The following is a 21,262-nucleotide window of genomic DNA, read 5'->3' on the forward strand; positions in this document are numbered from 1 at the left end:
GGTGAATAAACCATGACGTTAAAAGAATTAGTGTATGGTGCCGGCACCCAGCTACGCAGTATCTGGATGATCGGCATGCAGGCGTTCAGCAAGCGTGAAACGCTGATGTATCCCGATGTGCCGGTCAATACGGCGCCGCGTTTTCGCGGCCGCATCGTACTGACGCGCGACCCGGACGGCGAAGAGCGCTGCGTGGCCTGTAACCTGTGCGCGGTGGCGTGCCCGGTGGCCTGCATTTCCCTGCAGAAAGCCGAGACCGCGGACGGACGCTGGTATCCGGAGTTTTTTCGCATCAACTTTTCGCGCTGCATTTTCTGCGGCCTGTGCGAAGAGGCGTGTCCGACCACGGCTATCCAACTGACCCCGGATTTTGAAATGGGTGAGTACCGGCGCCAGGATCTGGTTTATGAAAAAGAAAATCTGCTGATTTCGGGGCCGGGTAAATATCCGGAATATAATTTTTACCGCATGGCCGGTATGGCGATCGACGGGAAAGATAAGGGCGAAGCGGAAAACGAAGCCAAACCCATTGACGTCAAAGGTTTGCTGCCCTAAGGAGTTAAGCATGGAAGTCGCTTTTTATTTGTCAGGCCTGGTGGCGATACTGGCAACCCTGCGGGTTATCACCCATACCCACCCGGTGCACGCATTGCTTTACCTGATTGTCTCGCTGCTGGCTATCGCCTGCGTATTCTTTGCGCTCGGGGCCTATTTCGCCGGCGCGCTGGAAATCATCGTCTACGCCGGCGCCATCATGGTGCTGTTCGTGTTCGTGGTGATGATGCTTAATCTCGGCGCCGCCGACCAGCGGCGCGAACGCGGCTGGCTTGCCCCGTCCGCCTGGGTCGGGCCGGGCATACTGTCGCTGCTGTTGCTGGCGATCCTGATCCGGGCCATATACGGCGTGCCCGATCACGGCATATCGGGTGAGGTGATCAGCGCCAAGGCGGTGGGCATCGCGTTGTTCGGACCTTACGTCCTGGCGGTGGAGCTGGCGTCCATGCTGCTGCTGGCCGGGCTGGTGGTGGCGTTCCATCTCGGGCGTGAAGATCGCGAGGGCGATGCGCTGCCCAAGGGACCCAAGCTGCCCGATGGCATAAAAAGAAAACCGGAGGAGCAGGCATGATCCCGTTAACGCACGGACTCATTTTGGCCGCCATTCTGTTTGTACTGGGTTTGACGGGCATGCTCATCCGCCGCAACCTGCTGTTTATGCTGCTGGGGCTGGAAATCATGATTAACGCCTCCGCCCTGGCGTTTATCGTTGCCGGCAGCTACTGGGGACAGGCCGACGGACAGGTCATGTATATCCTGGCCATTAGCCTCGGCGCCGCCGAGGCCAGCATCGGCCTGGCGCTGCTGCTGCAGCTGCATCGCCGCCGCCAATCCCTGAATATCGATAACGTCAGCGAGATGCACGGATGAACCTACTCTATTTAACTATTCTGTTTCCCCTGGTGGGGTATCTGCTGCTGGCGTTTTCACGGGGACGCTGGTCGGAAAACCTGTCGGCCCTGGTGGGCGTCGGCGCCGTCGGCCTGGCCGCGCTGACCACGGCCTGGGTAGCGGTTGATTTTCTCGGCACGCGGGAAAGCGCGGCGGCGGTATTCAACCAGCCGCTGTGGACCTGGATGACGGTGGGCAAGTTTAATATCGCCTTTACCCTGTCGCTGGACGGCCTGGCGCTGACCATGCTGTCGGTGGTGACCGGGGTCGGTTTCCTGATCCATCTGTTCGCCTCCTGGTATATGCGCGGCGAAGAGGGCTATTCGCGCTTTTTTGCCTATACCAACCTGTTTATCGCCAGCATGGTATTGCTGGTGCTGGCCGATAACCTGCTGCTGATGTATCTCGGCTGGGAAGGGGTGGGGCTGTGCAGCTACCTGCTGATTGGTTTCTATTATAAAGAATCCAAAAACGGCGCGGCGGCGATGAAAGCCTTTATCGTCACCCGCGTCGGCGACGTGCTGCTGGCGTTTGCCCTGTTTATCCTGTATTCGGAACTGGGCACGCTGAATTTCCGCGAGCTGATGGTACTGGCGCCGCAGCATCTGGCGGTGGGCTCCACGGCCATCACCTGGGCGACGCTGATGCTGCTTGGCGGCGCGGTGGGTAAATCGGCGCAGCTGCCGCTGCAAACCTGGCTGGCGGACGCCATGGCCGGCCCGACCCCGGTGTCGGCGCTGATCCACGCCGCCACCATGGTCACGGCCGGCGTATACCTGATCGCCCGTACCCACGGACTGTTCCTGATGGCGCCCGAGGTCTTGCACCTGGTGGGCATCATCGGCGCGGTTACCCTGGTGCTGGCCGGTTTCGCCGCGCTGGTCCAGACCGATATCAAGCGGGTGCTGGCCTACTCCACCATGAGCCAGATCGGCTACATGTTCCTGGCGCTGGGCGTGCAGGCCTGGGATGCGGCCATTTTCCACCTGATGACCCATGCGTTCTTCAAGGCGCTGCTGTTCCTGTCCTCCGGTTCGGTTATCCTGGCCTGCCACCACGAGCAGAATATCTTCAAGATGGGCGGGCTGCGCAAGTCCATCCCGCTGGTCTATATCTGCTTCCTGGTGGGGGGCGCGGCCCTGGCGGCGCTGCCCGTGATTACCGCCGGTTTCTACAGTAAAGACGAAATCCTGTGGGGCGCGCTGGCGAACGGCCATTTCAACCTGATGCTGGCCGGGCTGGCGGGCGCGCTGCTGACCTCCCTCTATACCTTCCGCATGATCTTCATCGTGTTCCACGGCAAGGAGCAGATCAAGGCCCATGCCGGCAAAGGCATCAGCCATCACCTGCCCCTGCTGGTGCTGCTGGTGCTGTCCACCTTTATCGGCGCGCTGATTACGCCGCCTTTGGCGGGCGTGCTGCCGGACAGCCACCTGGGTGAAGAGGGCAAGATCACCCTGGAGATTGTCTCCGGCGTGGTGGTGATCCTCGGTATTCTGCTCGCCGCCGGGCTGTATCTCGGCAAGCGCCGCTTGGTGCATGCCGTGGCCGCCAGCGCCCCGGGACGGTTCTTCACCGTCTGGTGGTTTAACGCCTGGGGCTTCGACTGGCTGTATGACAAAGTGTTTGTCAGGCCGTACCTGGGCGTTGCCCGGCTGCTGCAAAGCGATCCGCTGAACAGCCTGATGAGCGTGCCGGCGGTGCTGGCGCGCTGGGCCGGACACGGGCTGACGCTTAGCGAGAACGGCCAGTTGCGCTGGTATGCGGCATCCATGAGTCTGGGCGCCGTGATTGTGGTGGCGCTGTTGATATTCGTGTAAACGGCGGCGGCGTTAAATGACACGCGCGGGGCGGGAAGAACACCGGCATCATGTCTTCTCCCGCCAGTAGGTAAGTTTTCAGGTTTTTTTCAATTTAGGGATGCACAACGCCATGCTACTACCTTGGCTAATACTTTTCCCCTTCATTGGCGGTCTGCTGTGTTGGCAATGCGAGCGCTTCGGTACCAAGGTGCCGCGCTGGATAGCCTTGATCGCCATGGGGCTGACTCTGGCGCTCTCCCTGCAGCTGTGGCTGCAGGGCGGGTATTCACTGGTTTCGGCGCAGGGCCTGCCGCAGTGGCAATCCGAGTTTGTGCTGCCGTGGATACCGCGTTTCGGTATCTCGTTCCGCCTGGCGCTGGACGGTCTGTCCCTGCTGATGGTGGTGCTGACCGGCCTGCTGGGCGTGCTGGCCATTCTCTGTTCGTGGCGTGAAATCCAGCGCTACCAGGGCTTTTTCCATCTTAATCTGCTGTGGATCCTGGGCGGCGTCATCGGCGTGTTCCTGGCCATCGACATGTTCCTGTTTTTCTTTTTCTGGGAAATGATGTTGGTGCCGATGTACTTCCTGATTGCCCTGTGGGGCCATAAGGCCTCCGACGGCAAGACGCGCATCACCGCCGCCACCAAGTTCTTTATCTATACCCAGTCCAGCGGGCTGGTGATGCTGGTGGCGATCCTGGCGCTGGTGCTGGTGCATTATCATGCCACCGACGTCTGGACCTTCAATTACGAAGACCTGCTGCATACCCCGATGTCGTCGCTGGTGCAGTACCTGCTGATGCTGGGCTTCTTTATCGCCTTCGCGGTGAAAATGCCGGTGGTGCCGCTGCACGGCTGGCTGCCGGACGCCCATAGCCAGGCGCCTACCGCCGGTTCGGTCGACTTGGCGGGCATCCTGCTGAAAACCGCCGCCTACGGCATGCTGCGCTTTTGCCTGCCGCTGTTCCCCGAGGCGTCCCACCAGTTCGCGCCCATTGCCATGTGGCTGGGCGTGGTGGGCATTTTCTACGGCGCCTGGATGGCGTTTGCCCAGACCGATATCAAGCGCCTGATTGCCTATACCAGCGTTTCCCATATGGGGTTTGTGCTGATTGCCATCTACACCGGCAGCCAGCTGGCCTACCAGGGCGCGGTGGTGCAGATGATCGCCCACGGCCTGTCCGCCGCCGGGATGTTTATTATCTGCGGCCAGCTGTATGAACGTCTGCATACCCGCGATATGCGCCAGATGGGCGGACTATGGGGACGGATAAAATTCATTCCCGCGCTGTCGCTGTTCTTTGCGGTGGCGACGCTTGGGATGCCGGGTACCGGCAACTTTGTCGGCGAGTTCCTGATCCTGTTCGGCAGTTTCCCGGTGGTGCCGGTGATTACGGTTATTTCCACCTTCGGCCTGGTTTTTGCCTCGGTGTATTCGTTGATTATGATGCAGCGCGCTTATTACGGTCCGGCGAAATCGCAGGAACCCTTGCCGGGCATGACGATGCGCGAGCTGTTGATCATTATGCTGCTGGTGGTGCTGCTGGTGTTGCTGGGCTTCTTCCCGCAGGCGGTGCTGCAAACGTCCGACGCGGCAATGAGCAACGTTCAGCACTGGTTCTCGCTAAACGCAGCAGGATCAGCTGTTTCAACTCTAACAACAAGGCCGTAATTCGCCATGACAATAACTCCTCAACAACTGATCGCACTGTTACCGCTGTTGATCGTCGGATTGACGGTGGTGGTTGTGATGCTGTGCATTGCGTGGCGACGCAACCACTTTGTCAATGCCACCCTGACCGTTATCGGTCTGAACCTGGCTTTACTGTCGCTGTTTTTTGTCGGCCAGGCCGGCCCGATGGATGTGACGCCGCTTATCCGCGCCGACGGCTATTCGATGTTCTATACCGCGCTGGTCCTGGCGGCGAGCCTGGCCACCAGCACCTTCGCCTATCCGTGGCTTGCGGGCTACCCCGGCAACCGCGATGAGTTTTACCTGCTGGTGCTGATTGCCGCCATGGGCGGCATCCTGCTGGCCGGCGCCAATCATCTGGCCTCGATGTTCCTGGGTATCGAGCTCATTTCCCTGCCGCTGTTCGGCCTGATAGGGTATGCCTACCGGCAAAAGCGCTCGCTGGAAGCCAGCCTGAAATACACCCTGTTGTCCGCCGCCGCCTCGTCGTTCCTGCTGTTCGGCATGGCGCTGGTCTATGCCGACACCGGCGCCCTGGGTTTTGGCGCGCTGGGACAGCGTCTGGACGACGCCATGCTGCACCAGCCGCTGTTGCTGGCGGGGCTGGGCATGATGATTGTCGGCCTGGGCTTTAAGCTGTCGCTGGTGCCGTTCCACCTGTGGACGCCGGATGTGTACCAGGGCGCGCCCGCGCCGGTGTCCACCTTCCTGGCCACCGCCAGCAAGGTGGCGATTTTCGCCGTGCTGATGCGCCTGTTCCTCTATACGCCGGTGGTGAATAGCGACGCGCTGCGCCTGGCGCTGGCCATTATCGCCTTCTGCTCCATTATGTTCGGCAACCTGATGGCCATCGGCCAGACCAATATCAAGCGCCTGCTGGGGTATTCCTCCATTGCCCATCTGGGCTATCTGACGGTGGGTCTGATTGCGGTACAGGCCCATCAGCTGGCCATGGAGGCGGTGGGCGTTTACCTGGCCGGCTACCTGTTCAGCAGCCTGGGCGCCTTCGGCGTGGTCAGCCTGATGTCCAGCCCCTACAGCGGTCCGGATGCCGACTCGCTGTTCTCCTATCGCGGCCTGTTCTGGCACAAACCGATTTTATCGGCGGTAATGACGGTGATGATGCTGTCGCTGGCCGGCATCCCGATGACCCTGGGTTTTATCGGTAAATTCTATATCATGGCGGCCGGCGTCGGCGCGCACCTGTGGTGGCTGACCGGCACCGTGGTGCTCGGCAGCGCTATCGGCCTGTACTATTACCTGCGCGTGATGGTCAGCCTGTATCTCAGCCCGCCGGAAAGATTGCGCCGGGATACGCCGAGCAACTGGGCGCTCACCGCCGGCGGGGTGGTGGTGCTGATCTCCTCCGTGCTGGTGTTGCTGCTGGGTATCTTCCCGCAGCCGCTGATCTCCCTGGTGAGACTGGCGCAGCCGTTGATGTAACACGTTTTTCCCCTCCCGGTTACCGCGGCGGGAGGGCCGCGCGGGGCGGCGGTCGCCATGGCCGTTGCCCGACCCGGCCGTAAACGCGTCTGACTGAATAAACGAAATAGTTCTCGTTAAAAAATGCTTTATTGACCCCCGTCATTGTTTCTTAATGCCATTCGGTGATAATGAAAATAACTCTCATTGACGTTTGGCGTTGGCTCGATGTTCACTTCCGTTTTAAAATACCTTCTCTGCAGCGCTGTCCTGTTCCTGGGCATATCATCCGCCTGGGCGGCCGATGATTACCAGACGTGGGTCACTGATATCCAGGGACGGCTGGACACCACCGCGCGGCTGTATCAGCAGCAGCAGAACGACGCCGCGCGCCGCGAGGTGCAAATGGCCTATTTCGAGGTATTCGAAAATCTCGAGGGGCCGATCCGCATCAATATTTCCGCGCAGAAAAGCTATCAAATGGAAAGCCAGTTCGGCGAGATCCGCCGTCTGATCGGCGAGGGCAAGCCGCTGGCGGAAGTGCAAGATAAAATCAACGGCTTGAAAAATGAATTGACCGGCGTGCTGCCGGCATTGTCCGGCGGCCATCAGCTGGTGGCCGCGGGCCAGCATGACGCCTATAGCAATACGCAAATCGCCCTGTACTGGCAGCAAAGCTTTAAAACCATCGACGATCTGCTGGCCGACGCCCTGACGCAATACCAGGCGGGACAATATGCCGCCGCGAGCCAGCGCGTGCAGCAGGCGCATTTTCAGGGCTATAAGAATTCGGAAATGGAAATGTCGGTGCGCAATAACCGCTCCGCCCAGCAGGCGGCCGCCATCAACCAGGAATTTATCGCCCTGATCGCCCTGGCCGCAAAACCCGATCAGATGAATGACCTGTCCTACGGCGTCACCCAGCTATTGCAGGATCTGGAAGACCTGCTGCCGGGCCTGCCCACCACCCGTCCCGACCAGCCGGTGACCGCGCCCGCAGCCAACGCCCCGGCCAGCGCCGCGGCGGGCGGCGACGCCCAGCCCGACGCCAACTGGCGGCAGGTCGGCGACGACATCAACGCCGCGGTAGCCGCCGCCATCGCCCAATATCGCGGCGGACAGGCCAAAGCCGGCATGATGGCGATACAGGACGCGTATTTCGACCGCTTCGAAGCCACCGGCATGGAGAACAAAATCGGTTCGCGCGACGCGGCGTTTAAATCGACGCTGGAAGGCTATTTCACCCGCCTGGTCAGTCTAATGAAAGCCGGCCAGTCGGTCGCCCAGATCCAGGAACAGGCCGACGCGCTCGCGCAAAATCTCACCAAAGCGGTGGAAATGCTGGGCGAGGGCGGCGAAAGCCAGTGGACATTGCTGGTGTACAGCCTGCTTATCATCGTGCGCGAAGGCATGGAGGCATTGTTGATCGTCGCCGCCATCGTGGCCTACCTGGTCAAGAATAAGCATCAGGATAAGCTGCCGCTGATCCGGCAATCGGTTTGGGTTGCCCTGCTGGCGAGCGTGGTCACCGCCGCGCTGTTCCAATGGCTGTTCGCCAACTCCGGCGCCAACCGCGAACTGCTCGAAGGCGTCACCATGATGGTCGCCGTGGTGACGCTGTTCTTTATGAGCTACTGGCTGCTGTCCAAAGTGGAGGCCCGGCACTGGCAGGCCTATCTGGAAGGCAAGCTGACGCTGTCCCTGACCACCGGCTCCCTGGCGGGCCTGTGGTTTACCAGCTTCCTGGCGGTGTATCGCGAAGGCGCGGAGACGGTACTGTTTTATTACGCCCTGGTGGGGGACGCCGGCAATATGGCCGGGCAATTCGCCATCCTGGGCGGTTTCCTGATCGGCTGCGTCATCCTGGTGATGGCGTACCTGCTGATGCGGTATACGGTGGTGAAACTGCCGCTGAAGCCGTTCTTTATGTTTACCGGTACATTTATGTATTTGATGGCCTTTGTTTTTGCCGGTAAAGGGGTACTGGAGTTAATTGAAGGTAAATTATTCGAACCCACGTTATTAAAGGGCATACCTGAAATAAGCTGGTTGGGGATTTATCCCTATCTGGAGACCCTGGCGCCTCAGGTCGTTTTAGTACTGGCCGCGCTGGTCGCCCTCTGGGTGATGCGCCGGCGCTCCGGTACCCTGATACCAAAACAAGAAACTGTGTGAGCGCACAAAGCAATTTTTTTGATGACTGAGGAATGAGAGTTGATGAAGATGAATAACAGCCTGGCGGCCGTGATGGCCGTTGCCGGTATGACCTGCGCCCCGGCCGTGTTTGCGGCCGAGCATCCGGCGGGTGAAACCGTCACCATGAATGAAATGCAGATTGCTGCGGTCTATTTACAGCCTATCGATATGGAACCGCGCGGCATGGGTTTACCCGCAGCCAAGGCCGATGTTCATCTAGAAGCCGATATCCACGCGGTGGAAGGAAACAAAAACGGTTTCGGCGCCGGCGAATGGATGCCGTACCTGACCATCAGCTACACGCTGGTCAACACCGATTCCGGCGACAAACAGGAAGGCACCTTTATGCCGATGGTCGCCAGCGACGGTCCGCATTACGGCCAGAATGTGAAAATGATGGGCGTGGGCAACTACAAAGTGACCTTCCATATCGAACCGCCGTCAAAAGCCGGCCTTCATCGCCATACCGACGCTGAAACCGGCGTGGGCCGCTGGTGGAAGCCATTCGACGTCAGCTACGATTTTAAATATATCGGCCTGAAATAAATCCGCCGCGCCACGGCTGCCTGGCGGCCGTGGCGGTATTGGCTCTTGTCGCAGCGGCCTGCCGGAGCGCTGCATGACGAAGTGTTTCCGGTTCTGAGTCGTCGTCATGAATTATTTTTTTGTTACCGCCTTGCAAGCTTTCCTGCCGGTGACACTGCTATGCGGATTAAACTGGGCTAACCGCCCCGCGCCATCGGTGCGCGCGCTGGTATGGGTCAACCTGCTGGCGCTGGCGGCCGGTACCCTGGCGGGCGTGCGCCTGCCCGGCGGCCAATCGGTGCAGCTCACGCTGGTTTTCTTGCAACTGGCGGGGCTGGTAGTGTTCCTGGCCTGCCAATTTTCCGTTTCCGCCAGGGTGGGCTACTGCTGGCAAGGCCTGCTGGTGGCCGGCGCGGCGCTGCACTGGAGCAACGATCCCAATTTAAGCGCGTTGACGCCCACGGGCGTCATCAACACCGATTTATTACTTAATCTGAGCGCGGTGGTACTGGCCGTCGCGTTACTGGCGCTGTGCGCGGTGCTGACGGCGATGCTGGTGAAGCGCCTGCCGGCGTGGCGCTGGCCGCTGCTGCTGGCGCTGGCGCTGCTGTTGTTGCTGCCGTTGTGCGGCCAGGCGACGCTACTGTTGATGAAACTGGACGTCCTCGGGCTGACCAAGCCGCGGCTGAGTTTTGTGTCCAACGTCACCAACAGCAACCCCTGGCTCAACTATATCAGCGCCTTGCTGATGGCGGCGCTGCTGGCGGGCTTTATTGCGCCGCTGCTGCGCCTGCGCGGCGGATATCGCCACCAGGTGGAGCCTATCGCGCGCCGCAAGGCCATCGCGCGCTATCGCAATGCCCGGCGTACCGCCGCAACGCTGCTGGCCGCGCTGATGGTGGTGGTGGCCGCGCAGCTGTATTGGGATTTGGTGGCCTCGCAGCCGCCGCGCCTGTCGGAAGCGGTGCCCGTGACCCTGGGCGCCGACGGCCAGGTGCATATTCCACTCGAACAGGTGCGCGACGGCAAGCTGCATCGTTTCGTTTGGGTGGCCGAGGACGGCAAGGCGGTGCGTTTCCTGGTGATTAACCGTTATCCCGATCGCCTGCGCCTCGGCGTGGTGTTCGACGCCTGCCTGCTGTGCGGCGACCAGGGGTATGTGATGGAAGGCAACCAGGTGGTGTGCGTGGCCTGCGGAGTGCATATTTTTATCCCCTCCATCGGCAAGGCGGGCGGCTGCAATCCCATACCCATTGACAACTGGCGCAACGACGACCATGAGCTGACCATCGGCAAAGCGGCGCTGGTGGCGGGGGTCAACTATTTTACCACCGTGCTCACCCTGCAGGTGACCGATCCGGTGGACGGCAGCAAACTGACCAATGTCAGCGCCTCCCATAAATACAGTTACGGCGGCAAAATGTACTTTTTTGCCAGTGAAGACACTTACAATCGTTTCCGCGCGCAGCCGGCGCAGTTCGTGCCGGCCACCGCCGCCGGCAGCGACGAAGCGGAGGGCGAGTAGCTTATGTTGTGGCGTATGTTACGGCAGTCCTGGTGCAGGAATATCCGGCGCAAGTCCCTGGCGGTATTAACGGTGTTCCTGGCCGCCGGGTTGATTTCGGCGCTGCTGGCGGTCTCCATCGATATCGGCGACAAGATGGCGCGCGAGCTGAAATCCTATGGCGCCAATATCCTGATTGAACCGGCGGGCCAGGCGGCGCTGCCCGCGCTGTTTGGCGAGCGGGGCGCTCCCCTGTCGGGGCAGGATCTGATCGACGAGTCCGAATTGCCCAATATCAAGGATATCTTCTGGCGCAACAATATCATCGGCTTTGCGCCGCTGCTTGGCGGCGAAGTGCTGGTCAACGGCGCGCCGGTGCCGGTGCTGGGCACCTTTTTCTCGCAGCCGGTGAATGTGCCCGATGAAACGGATTTTCATACCGGGCAGCAAATCATCAGCCCCTATTGGCGGGTTACCGGTCAATATCCCCATGAACCGGTAACGCGGGAGCAGCCGCCCGAAGCGCTGGCGGGCAAGCAGCTGGCGCAGCGCCATGGCTGGCGGCCCGGCGACGTAGTGACGCTGGACGGCCCGCACGGCCGGGCCAGCGTGCGCATCAGCGGCGTGCTCGCCAGCGGCGGCGATGAGGAAGGCCGTCTGGTGATGCCCCTGGCCACGGTGCAGCAACTGCTCGGCCTGCCCGGCAAAGTGCAGGCGATACGGGTCTCGGCGCTGACGGTGCCGGAAAACGATCTTTCCCGCCGGGCCAGGGATAATCTCGACGGACTGACGGCGGAAGAATACGATCTGTGGTATTGCACCGCTTTTGTGTCGTCGATTTCCCATCAGCTGGAAGAGGCGATTTCCGGATCGGTGGTGCATCCTATCTGGCAGGTGGCGGCATCCGAAGGCGTGGTGATTGAAAAAATCCAGCTGCTGCTGGCGGTGGTCACCCTGGCGGCGCTGGCGGCATCGGCCATGGGCATCGCCTCGCTGATGACCAGCACCATTATGGAGCGCGGGCGGGAGATTGGCCTGATGAAGGCCCTCGGCGCCCGCCAGTGGCAAATTATGCTGCTGTTTTACCTGGAAGCGGTAATGAGCGGCGCCCTGGGCGGATTGCTGGGCTGCGTTGCCGGCTGGGGACTTGCGAAAGCCATCGGCCTGATGCTGTTCGGCGTGCCGCTCAGTTTTGCCTGGATTGTGGTGCCGAGCGTGCTGGTGATCGCCATCCTGATTGCCGTGATCGGCACCTGGTTCCCGGCACGGCGCATCGCCAAACTGTATCCGGTGGAGGTGCTGTATGGCAATTAACATCGTGGCCGCGGCGCCGGGCCGGGGCGGACGGCGCGCCAAACGTCCGTCGGGACTGATGAACAATATGTTCTGGCTGCTGGTGGTGCGGGCGCTGCGGCTACGGCTGCAACGGGTGGCGGTGGTGTTCGCCGCCCTGACGGTGGGCGCGGCCATCGTGACCGCCATGGCCTCGGTCTATTTTGATATCAACGCCAAGATGAGCCAGGAGCTGCGCACCTTCGGCGCCAATTTTTATCTTGGTCCCGGCCATGGCAACAGCCTGCCGGCGGCCACACTGCAGCCGATTCTGGATCAGGCGCCCAAGGGGCTTATCAATGCGTCCAGCCCGTATTTGTACGGTATGGCCCGCACTGAACTGGAAAAAGTGGTGGTGATGGGCGTCTGGTTCGAGTCGCTGCAACAGCTGGTGCCTTATTGGCAGGTCAAGGGCGACTGGATTGGCGTCAGCTTTGACGACCGGCATGCGATGATCGGCGTGAAACTGGCCGATCGCCTGCACCTGAAGGTCGGCGATCGGGTAACCCTGGTTGACGGCCAGCAGCGCCAGAGCCTGATTATCAAGGGCGTGGTCGAAGCCGGGGACGCCACCGATAATATGCTGATCGTCAACCTGGAGCTGGCGCAGAAATGGCTGCATCAGCCCGGCGCCATCAGTAACGCCATGCTGAGCGTCAATAACGATATCGGTCAGGTGGACGCCTTTGCCGCCCGCTTGCAGCAGCAGTATCCCGACCTGGACGTGCGGCCGATCCTCAAGGTTTCCGCCTCCGAAGGCCAGGTGCTGGATAAGATCAAAGGGCTGATGGGACTGGTGTCGGCGGTGATCTTGATTTTGTCGTCGCTGTGCGTCAATACCACCCTGATGGCCATCGTCGGCGAGCGCTCGCGCGAGTTTGCCCTGCAAAAGGCGCTGGGCGCCAGCGCCGCGGATATCAGCCGGCAAATGCTGGCGGAAACCGGCATCATCGCCCTGGCGGCGGTGCTGGTGGGCAGCGTGTTCGGCTTTATACTGGCGCAGGTGCTGGGACATGCGGTGTTTAACGCCGCCATTGCCCTGCGCGCCCCTGTTTTTCCACTGACGCTGGCGTTATCCCTGCTGGTGGCGGCGGTGGCGGCCATCGTGCCGGTACGGCGTGCGCTGCATGTCGAACCGGCGCTGGTCCTGAAAGGAGAATAACCATGGCATCACCTATCCGGTTGATACAGCCGCAGCCCGCGGCGGAATATGTGATTGAGACCCGCGGCCTGTATAAACGCTTCGGCAAGGTCACGGCGCTGGATGATATCAACATCCGCATCCGCCGCGGGGAGTTCGTGGCCTTTATGGGCGCTTCCGGCTCCGGCAAGACCACCCTGATGAATATCCTCACGTGCCTGGATACCGTGAGCGAAGGCCAGGTGTTGCTGGACGGCGTCGACGCCGCCGCGCTGGACGAGGAGGGGCGGCGTAATTTCCGCGCCGACAAAATCGGCCTGGTATTCCAGCAATTCCACCTGATCCCGTTCCTGACCGCGCTGGAAAACGTCATGCTCGCGCAGCATTATCATAGCGTGGTGGATGAAGGCGCCGCCCGCGCCGTGCTCGACCGGGTCGGCCTGGGCGAACGCGTCGGCCATCTGCCCAGCCAGCTTTCCGGCGGGGAGCAGCAGCGCGTGTGTATCGCCCGGGCGCTGGTCAACGAGCCGCCGGTGATCTTCGCCGACGAGCCGACCGGCAACCTGGATGAGGAAAATGAACAACGGGTGCTGGACCTGCTGACCGATCTGCATCGCCAGGGCCGCACCATCGTTATGGTCACCCATAACCCCGAACTGGGCCGTTTCGCCGATCGTATCATCCGTTTGCAGCACGGTAAATTCCTGGGCGAGGAGCGAAATCATCATGAGCTGGCATCCCGTGGTTAGGTTGTTTTGCGCGCTGGCCCTGCTTGCCGCCCTGGCGGGATGCAAAGAGCAGCAGGTGGCCATCGGCGCGCCGGCGCCGAAACTGGCGGCGTTCGATCTCAACGGCCAGCCGGCGGCGCTCGATCAATGGCGCGGCAAGCCGGTGTACCTGACGTTTTGGTCCTCCGACTGCGGCGGCTGCGCGGCGGATATGAAACTGCTGCAAAAGCTCACCGACGTCTACGGCGATCGGCTGGTGGTGGTGGCGGTGAACACCGATCCGCAGCAGACCGATATCGCGCCTTTCCTGGCCGCGCTGCAGATCCATTATCCGGTGGTGCGCGATCAGCTGGGCATCACCAGGGAGCGTTACCAGGTGATCGGCACGCCGACGTCCTACCTGCTTAGCGCCGGGGGCACCGTGCTGGAGGCGCATCAGGGTTTGCAGGGCGAGCCGGCACTCGTCGCGATGTTCCAAAATGCACAACGGGATAAATCATGAAGAAGCTTATGCTGGGCATGTTATTACTCTGCGTCAGCGGTACGGCGCTGGCGGACGCCGCGGACGGGGCGCAAAAATATGCCCAGGGCTGCGCCGATTGTCATGGCCGCAAGGCCGACCGGGCGGCGTTCGGCAAAGCGCCGCCGCTGATAACCTTAAGCCGCGAACAGCTGGTAAGCGCGCTCACCGACCGCCGGGACGGCAAGATTGCCACCAGCGGCGCGGAGCAGCGGGCCAAGGCGGCGCTGAGCGATGGCGATATCCAGGGACTGGCGGATTATATCCGCTCCCTCGATCCGCAGGCATCGGCCGCGAAGCCGGCGGTAGCGAATTGATTTTAAGAATGATCTGCCCGTAATTGTTCGCCAGGACGCGCAATTTATGACTATAGTTAGAGTGACGGTCTTTCATCAGAACACGGAGAACAATTATGGTAACCCCGACAGATCCCATCCAACCGCATGAAACTCATGTTGATGATGACGTGCAGTTGCTGTCCGAGACGCTGGAGGAAGTGCTGGCCTATTCCGGCGACAAGGCGGATCAAAAATATGTTGAGCTAAAAACCCGTGCCGAAGCGGCGCTGGAAGAAGTTAAAAAACGCATCAGCCATGCGTCCGATAATTACTATTACCGGGCCAAACAGGCGGTTTACCGCGCCGATGACTATGTGCAGGAAAATCCCTGGCACGGTGTCGGTATCGGGGCGTCCGTCGGCCTGGTGTTCGGGCTGCTGCTGGCCCGTCGCTAAGGTTTCTGTGCCAAGTTATCCGGCTGGCGCGCTCACCAGCCGGTATTTTCCGCCGCCGCGCCGGCGGGAATGAACAAGTCATGCTATTTATTACGCCATTCATCATACTTAATGGCGCTAATCTTTCGTTTTTGCTTCCGTAAACCGTATAATCCATACTCTTAATTAGGTCTTGGGGTAGGGGTCTCTATGCTGACGTTACTCAACTCGGCGCTGCAACAGCATATTGATGCCGGCATCTCCGCTGGGCCCGGCCTGTATCAGATTGCGCTTCCCTGGACTCCCGGCAGCCATGTGCCGATGCTTGACTGGCTGCATGCCACCCCGCTGTATCCCCAATTCTACTGGCAGCATCGCGACGGCGCGCAGGAAGCGGCGGCAGGCGGCGGCCTGCGCATCTTCGATCGCCTGAGCAAGGCGCGGGACTTTATGGCGGCCCATAGCACGGCCTGGCCTGCGCTGCGCCTGTGGGGCATCAATGCCTTCGGCGGTGAAGACGATAACGACGCCGGCGATGATGACAACGGCGCCGGCCGCGGCGGCGAGCCGGAAAGCTGCCTGTTTTTGCCGCGCCTGACCTGGGAGCGCGACGGGTCGTCACACCGGCTGGTGCTGAACCTGGCAAGCGATGTTTCCCTGCGCGACGACGCCAGGCGGTGCCTGGCCTGGCTGCAGCAGGCCGCGCCCGCAGCACCCCTGGCGCCCTGGTCGGCGCAGCTGCGCGAAGAGGTGCACGAGCCGGAACACGCCCGTTGGCGAATGATGGTCTCCCAGGCCCTGGCCGCCTTTGGCCAGGGCGGATTAACCAAGGTGGTGTTGGCCCGCCGCACCCGGCTCGGCTTTAAAGGCCACCTCGACCCTCACGCCCTGATGGCGGCCAGCCGTCGGGTCAATCTCGATTGCTATCACTATATGCTGGCCTGGTCGGCGCAGCGGGCGTTTTTGGGCTCCAGTCCCGAGCGGCTTTACCTGCGGCGCCAGGAAATGCTGGATACCGAGGCGCTGGCCGGCACGGTGGCTACCCGGAGCCCCACGGCCAATGCCGGGCAACTGGCGCGCTGGCTGATGAACGATGATAAAAACCAGCGGGAAAACCTGCTGGTGGTCGACGATATTTGCCAGCGGCTGCAGGAGGCGGCGGTGACGCTCGACGTCATGCCGCCGGAGATCGTGCGGCTGCGCACCGTGCAGCATTTGCGCCGCGCCATTACTGCGCGCCTGGACTGCCGCGATGATGTCCGCTGTCTGGCCATGCTGCAGCCCACCGCCGCGGTGGCGGGGTTGCCGCGCGACGTCGCCCGCGCCTTTATCGCCCGCCACGAGCCGTTCGACCGGCAATGGTATGCGGGCTCGGCCGGCTATCTCTCGGATGCGCAGACGGAATTTTGCGTGACCCTGCGCTGCGCGCTGATGGAGCGGGAGTCGCTCTGGCTTTATGCCGGGGCAGGCATTGTCGAGGGATCGGATGCGGATCGGGAATGGCAGGAAGTGAACAACAAGGCCGCCGGGCTCAGGACCCTGTTTACCGGCGACCAAGCCGTCGCGCCGAATTAAGGGAATCCGGTTCTATATCAACATCCCGCGGCTGAAACAAAATATAATGCCGGAGCCGTTATTGATCGGCATCCGCGCCGCCGGGGTTATCCGCCGATCACGCATGGGTTCAGACGCGCACTGACAGAAGGTTCCATGACTACATCCGTTTTGCCAGACATGTCTTCACAATTTAACCGGCGCTGGGCCAGGGTGCTGCTGGAAACCCTCACCCGCCATGGGGTAGGGCATATCTGTATCGCGCCCGGCTCACGCTCCACCCCCCTGACCCTGGCGGCGGCGGAACATCCGTCCATCCTGTGCCATACCCATTTCGACGAGCGCGGGCTGGGGCATCTGGCCCTCGGCCTGGCCAAGGCGGCGCGCGGGCCGGTGGCGGTGATCGTTACGTCCGGCACCGCGGCGGCCAATCTGTACCCGGCGGTGATCGAAGCCAGCCTGACCGGGGAAAAGCTGATTATGCTGACCGCCGATCGGCCGCCGGAGCTTATCGACTGCGGCGCCAACCAGGCTATCCGCCAGCCGGGACTGTTTGCCGGTTTTGCCGTCCAGCGCGTGGATCTGCCGCGCCCGACGCCGGATATCCCTGCGCGCTGGCTGGTTTCCACCCTGGATCGGGCGCTGGCGGACCCGGCGCCGGGCGCGGTGCATATTAACTGCCCGTTCGCTGAACCGCTCTATGGCCCAGACGAAAACGGCGACGACGCCTGGTCGCGCGCGCTCGGCGACTGGTGGCAGGACGCCGGCCCCTGGCTGGCGCTTCCGCTGCCCGTCGCGCCCGCCGCCGCGCCGGACTGGGCGCAGTGGCGCACGCGTAAAGGGGTGGTGATTGCCGGGCGCATCCCCTGCGAACAGGGAGCGCGCCTGGCGGCATGGGCGGCCGCGCTCGGCTGGCCGCTGATTGGCGATGTGCTGTCGCAGACCGGCCAGCCGCTGCCTTATGCCGATCTCTGGCTGGCCCATCCCGAGGCGCGTCGGGTGCTGGATCAGGCTGAGTTGGTGATCCAGTTCGGCGGCAGCCTGACCGGTAAACGGCTGCTGCAATGGCAGGAGCAGTGCCGCCCGGCGGAGTACTGGCTGGTCGACCCGCTGCCGGGCCGCCTCGATCCGGCCCATCACCGGGGGCGGCGCATCAGTGCGCCCATCGGCGCGTGGCTTGGCGATCATCCCGCGCGCACGCAGGCTCCCTGGGCCCCTGAACTGGCCGGATTCGCCGCGCTGGCGCGGGATCGCATCCGGGCGGCGCTTGCCGACGGCCTGGGCGAAGCCCAGCTGGCCTGCCATCTTAACGATCTGCTGCCCGCGGGCGGCGCGCTGTTTCTGGGCAACAGCCTGACGATACGGCTGGTGGATGCGCTGGCCCAACTGCCGGCGGGTTACCCGGTATATGGTAACCGTGGGGCCAGCGGCATCGACGGCCTGCTGGCCACCGCCGCCGGCGTACAGCGCGCCAGCGACCGGCCGCTGCTTGCGCTGGTGGGCGATCTATCGGCGCTTTACGACCTGAATGCCCTGGCGCTGTTTCGTCATACCACGGCGCCGGTGGTGATCGTGGTCATCAATAATAACGGCGGCCAGATTTTTTCGTTATTGCCGACGCCGGAAGCGGTGCGCGAGCGTTTTTACGTGATGCCGCAGCAGGTGGAGTTTCGCCACGCGGCGGCGCTGTTCGGGTTGGATTACCTGCGGCCCGGGAACGCCGCTGAACTGCGCGACTGCGTTCAGCGCGCCTGGCGCCGGCCTGGGGGCGGGGCGGCCACGCTGCTGGAGCTGGCGGTGCCGCCCCGGGAGGGCGCGGATGTTTTTCGCCAATTGGTGGCCGGGATGGCCAGGCCATGAACCGCCATGCTCCGCTGCCGCCTGCGGCAATCGGCATTCCCGTCGGGCCGGGGAAGGGCGCCGGCTGGACGGTAAGCCGCCTGCGCCGGGGCGATCCCGGCCGGCCGTGGCTGGTCTGGCTGCACGGCCTGCTGGGCAGCGGCGACGACTGGTCGCCGGTACTGCCTTATTTCAGCGACTGGTCCCTGGCGACGCTCAACCTGCCGGGGCATGGGCCCGATGCGGGCGCTGCCCGTGCGCCGGCGTGCGCGCTTCACCGCGAGCAGGCGGCTGATGGCGGCGCCCCGCGACAGACGGCCGGGCTGGACTTTGCCGCGGTGTCCGCCGGGCTTGCGCATACGCTGGCCGCGCTGGGCATCACCCGCTATATTCTTATCGGTTATTCCCTGGGCGGGCGCATTGCGCTCTACCATGCCTGCCGGGGACGGTGTGGCGCGGGTAATATCCCCGGCGCCGCCGGCGCGAACGGTCAAGAGGGGCTGTGCGGACTGTTTGTCGAAGGCGCCCATCCCGGCCTGGCGCACCGGCGGGAGCGCGCGGACCGTCTGCGCCACGACGGCCTGTGGGCACGGCGCTTCAGCCGGCAGCCGATAACCGCGGTACTGGCCGACTGGTACCGCCAGCCGGTGTTCGGCGATTTGTCCGACGACGCGCGCCGGCAGCTGGTCGCGTTGCGCGCCGCCAATGACGGCGCGGCTGTCGCCGCCATGCTCCTGGCCACCTCGCTGGCGCGGCAGCCCGATCTGGCGGCGCGGTTGCGCGCGCTGGACCTGCCGTTCGGTTACCTGTGCGGCGAACACGACGGCAAATTTACCGCCCTGGCCCGTGGGGCGGCATTGCCCCTGGTCCCGGTGCCCGGCGCCGGCCACAATGCCCACCGGGCCAACCCGCCGGCTTTTGCCGGCCAACTGCTCACCCTGCTAGCTCCGTTTCATTAAAGGAATGTTTTATGCTTAAACCCAGCGAAGACCAGTGGTACGCCCCTATCGATTGGCGCGATTGCAGCGGCGATTTCGAGGATATCCGCTATCATAAGTCCGCCGACGGCATCGCCCGGATTACCATCAACCGGCCCCAGGTACGTAATGCGTTCCGGCCGCTGACGGTCAAAGAAATGATCCAGGCCATGGCCGACGCCCGTTACGACGAAGGCATCGGCGTGATTATTCTTACCGGCGAAGGGGATAAGGCGTTCTGTTCCGGCGGCGACCAGAAGGTGCGCGGCGACTACGGCGGTTATAAGGACGACAGCGGCGTGCATCATCTTAACGTGCTGGACTTCCAGCGCCAGATCCGCACCTGCCCGAAACCGGTGGTGGCGATGGTGGCGGGTTTCGCCATCGGCGGCGGCCATGTGCTGCACATGATGTGCGACCTGACCCTGGCGGCGGACAATGCGGTATTCGGCCAGACCGGGCCTAAAGTCGGCTCCTTCGACGGCGGCTGGGGCGCGGCCTATATGGCGCGCATCGTCGGCCAGAAAAAAGCCCGGGAAATCTGGTTCCTTTGCCGGCAGTACGATGCGCGGCAGGCGCTGGACATGGGGCTGGTCAATACCGTTGTGCCGCTGGCCGACCTGGAGAAGGAAACCGTACGCTGGTGCCGGGAAATGCTGCAGAACAGTCCGATGGCGCTGCGCTGCCTGAAGGCCGCGCTGAATGCGGACTGTGACGGCCAGGCGGGGCTGCAGGAGCTGGCAGGCAACGCCACCATGCTGTTTTACATGACGGAGGAAGGGCAGGAAGGGCGCAATGCGTTCGTTGAGAAACGCCAGCCCGACTTCAGCAAATTCAAGCGGAACCCCTGATGCGCAGCGCAACGATCTACCGCTACAGCCTGCCGATGGAAGCCGGCGTGGTGCTGCGCAACCAGCGCCTGAAAAGCCGTGACGGCCTGGTGGTGCGGCTGGAGTGCGACGGCCGTGATGGCCTGGGGGAAATCGCGCCGCTGCCCGGATTCAGCCGCGAAACGCTGATCGAGGCGGAGGCGTCGGCGCTGGAGCTGCTGCGGCGCTGGGTCGACGGCGAGGACGCGGCGGCGGACGGCGGCGGTCTGGCGTTGGCTTCCGGCCCCGCGGCGCCGTCGGTGGCGTTCGGCATCAGCATGGCCCTGGCCGAACTGGCGGGTGAACTGCCTGAAGCGGCGCCTTATCAGACCGTGCCGCTGTGCACCGGCGATCCCGATAGGCTGATACCGATGCTCGCGGCGTTGCCCGGCAGGAAGATTGCCAAGATCAAGGTCGGCATGTATGAAGCGATCCGCGACGCCGTCATGGTCAACCTGCTGCTGGAAGCGGTGCCGGATCTGCATGTGCGGCTGGACGCCAACCGCAGCTGGACCCCGGCCAAGGCCGCCGGCTTTGCCCGCTATCTGGACCCCTCCCTTATCGCGCGTATCGATTTTCTGGAAGAACCCTGCGCCACGCCGGCGCAATCGCTGGCCTTTGCCCGCGATACCGGCATCGCCATTGCCTGGGATGAAAGCCTGCGCGAGCCGGATTTTCAACTCCGCGCCCAGCAGGGCGTGGCGGCGGCGGTCATCAAACCCACGCTCACCGGCAGCCTGGCGCGCTGTCGCGCGTTGGTTGCCCAGGCGCACCGGGAGGGACTGACGGCGGTTATCAGTTCGGCCATCGAGTCCAGCCTGGGCCTGACGCAGCTTTCGCGCCTGGCCGCCTGGCTGACGCCGGGTATCCAGCCCGGCCTGGATACCCTTACGCTGATGCGTTCGCAGCTGATCCGTCCCTGGTCCGGCAGCCCGCTGCCGTTATGCACCGCCGGGCAACTCTCTCAAACACGACTGGAGCCGACGGCCCGCCGCCTTTAAG

General features: G+C 62.7%; 20 protein-coding genes. All 20 read left to right on the plus strand.

Features of this window, described 5'->3' with window-relative positions:
* The first annotated feature begins 12 nt into the window (after window positions 1-12).
* A complete protein-coding gene (gene nuoI, locus ACL2XM_RS02710; protein ID WP_410014211.1) occupies window positions 13-555 on the plus strand; it encodes an NADH-quinone oxidoreductase subunit NuoI in 543 nt (180 codons plus the stop codon).
* 10 nt (window positions 556-565) lie between these two features.
* Window positions 566-1,126 (plus strand): NADH-quinone oxidoreductase subunit J, encoded by a 561-nt coding sequence (gene nuoJ / locus ACL2XM_RS02715; RefSeq protein WP_410014212.1) that lies wholly within the window; start codon window positions 566-568, stop codon window positions 1,124-1,126.
* Window positions 1,123-1,425: an NADH-quinone oxidoreductase subunit NuoK gene (gene nuoK, locus ACL2XM_RS02720; protein ID WP_162367989.1), complete on the plus strand. Its 303-nt coding sequence runs from the start codon at window positions 1,123-1,125 to the stop codon at window positions 1,423-1,425. The genes nuoJ and nuoK overlap by 4 nt, the downstream gene beginning before the upstream one ends.
* Window positions 1,422-3,266, plus strand: coding sequence for an NADH-quinone oxidoreductase subunit L (gene nuoL / locus ACL2XM_RS02725; RefSeq protein ID WP_410014213.1), 1,845 nt, complete (start codon window positions 1,422-1,424; stop codon window positions 3,264-3,266). Before nuoK ends, nuoL begins: the two co-directional genes overlap by 4 nt.
* A 112-nt stretch (window positions 3,267-3,378) precedes the next feature.
* On the plus strand, window positions 3,379-4,920 hold the full coding sequence (gene nuoM / locus ACL2XM_RS02730) for an NADH-quinone oxidoreductase subunit M (RefSeq protein WP_410014214.1): 1,542 nt from the start codon (window positions 3,379-3,381) through the stop codon (window positions 4,918-4,920).
* A 6-nt stretch (window positions 4,921-4,926) separates the two neighbouring features.
* A complete protein-coding gene (gene nuoN / locus ACL2XM_RS02735) occupies window positions 4,927-6,384 on the plus strand; it encodes an NADH-quinone oxidoreductase subunit NuoN (RefSeq protein WP_410014215.1) in 1,458 nt (485 codons plus the stop codon).
* Between the two features lie 207 nt (window positions 6,385-6,591).
* The gene (locus ACL2XM_RS02740; RefSeq protein WP_413729738.1) at window positions 6,592-8,538 is read left to right on the plus strand and encodes an FTR1 family iron permease; all 1,947 of its coding nucleotides are present in this window, start codon (window positions 6,592-6,594) and stop codon (window positions 8,536-8,538) included.
* Window positions 8,539-8,580: 42 nt separating this feature from the next.
* The gene (locus tag ACL2XM_RS02745; protein WP_410014217.1) at window positions 8,581-9,105 is read left to right on the plus strand and encodes an iron transporter; all 525 of its coding nucleotides are present in this window, start codon (window positions 8,581-8,583) and stop codon (window positions 9,103-9,105) included.
* Window positions 9,106-9,211: 106 nt separating this feature from the next.
* Window positions 9,212-10,609, plus strand: a complete 1,398-nt coding sequence (locus ACL2XM_RS02750) for a Fe-S-containing protein (protein ID WP_413732257.1) — start codon at window positions 9,212-9,214, stop codon at window positions 10,607-10,609.
* 3 nt (window positions 10,610-10,612) lie between these two features.
* Window positions 10,613-11,902 carry an ABC transporter permease gene (locus ACL2XM_RS02755; RefSeq protein WP_413732258.1) on the plus strand — a complete coding sequence of 430 codons (1,290 nt, stop codon included), beginning with the start codon at window positions 10,613-10,615 and terminating at the stop codon, window positions 11,900-11,902.
* 67 nt (window positions 11,903-11,969) lie between these two features.
* A complete protein-coding gene (locus ACL2XM_RS02760; RefSeq protein WP_413723473.1) occupies window positions 11,970-13,082 on the plus strand; it encodes an ABC transporter permease in 1,113 nt (370 codons plus the stop codon).
* Between the two features lie 2 nt (window positions 13,083-13,084).
* Window positions 13,085-13,810, plus strand: a complete 726-nt coding sequence (locus tag ACL2XM_RS02765; protein WP_413723332.1) for an ABC transporter ATP-binding protein — start codon at window positions 13,085-13,087, stop codon at window positions 13,808-13,810.
* Window positions 13,788-14,291, plus strand: coding sequence for a TlpA family protein disulfide reductase (locus ACL2XM_RS02770; protein ID WP_410014221.1), 504 nt, complete (start codon window positions 13,788-13,790; stop codon window positions 14,289-14,291). Before ACL2XM_RS02765 ends, ACL2XM_RS02770 begins: the two co-directional genes overlap by 23 nt.
* Window positions 14,288-14,626: a c-type cytochrome gene (locus ACL2XM_RS02775; RefSeq protein WP_410014222.1), complete on the plus strand. Its 339-nt coding sequence runs from the start codon at window positions 14,288-14,290 to the stop codon at window positions 14,624-14,626. Before ACL2XM_RS02770 ends, ACL2XM_RS02775 begins: the two co-directional genes overlap by 4 nt.
* A 95-nt stretch (window positions 14,627-14,721) precedes the next feature.
* Window positions 14,722-15,042 (plus strand): stress response protein ElaB, encoded by a 321-nt coding sequence (elaB, locus tag ACL2XM_RS02780; RefSeq protein ID WP_410014223.1) that lies wholly within the window; start codon window positions 14,722-14,724, stop codon window positions 15,040-15,042.
* A 189-nt stretch (window positions 15,043-15,231) separates the two neighbouring features.
* On the plus strand, window positions 15,232-16,596 hold the full coding sequence (gene menF, locus ACL2XM_RS02785; protein ID WP_410014224.1) for an isochorismate synthase MenF: 1,365 nt from the start codon (window positions 15,232-15,234) through the stop codon (window positions 16,594-16,596).
* 135 nt (window positions 16,597-16,731) lie between these two features.
* Window positions 16,732-18,435, plus strand: a complete 1,704-nt coding sequence (gene menD / locus ACL2XM_RS02790; protein WP_413727948.1) for a 2-succinyl-5-enolpyruvyl-6-hydroxy-3-cyclohexene-1-carboxylic-acid synthase — start codon at window positions 16,732-16,734, stop codon at window positions 18,433-18,435.
* On the plus strand, window positions 18,432-19,373 hold the full coding sequence (gene menH / locus ACL2XM_RS02795) for a 2-succinyl-6-hydroxy-2,4-cyclohexadiene-1-carboxylate synthase (protein ID WP_413727949.1): 942 nt from the start codon (window positions 18,432-18,434) through the stop codon (window positions 19,371-19,373). The genes menD and menH overlap by 4 nt, the downstream gene beginning before the upstream one ends.
* Before the next feature lie 11 nt (window positions 19,374-19,384).
* The gene (gene menB / locus ACL2XM_RS02800) at window positions 19,385-20,242 is read left to right on the plus strand and encodes a 1,4-dihydroxy-2-naphthoyl-CoA synthase (RefSeq protein ID WP_410014227.1); all 858 of its coding nucleotides are present in this window, start codon (window positions 19,385-19,387) and stop codon (window positions 20,240-20,242) included.
* Window positions 20,242-21,261, plus strand: a complete 1,020-nt coding sequence (menC, locus tag ACL2XM_RS02805) for an o-succinylbenzoate synthase (protein ID WP_413732259.1) — start codon at window positions 20,242-20,244, stop codon at window positions 21,259-21,261. The genes menB and menC overlap by 1 nt, the downstream gene beginning before the upstream one ends.
* Window position 21,262 lies beyond the last annotated feature (1 nt).

The organism is Sodalis sp. RH20, assembly GCF_047324205.1.
In the GTDB taxonomy this organism is placed as follows: domain Bacteria; phylum Pseudomonadota; class Gammaproteobacteria; order Enterobacterales; family Enterobacteriaceae; genus Acerihabitans.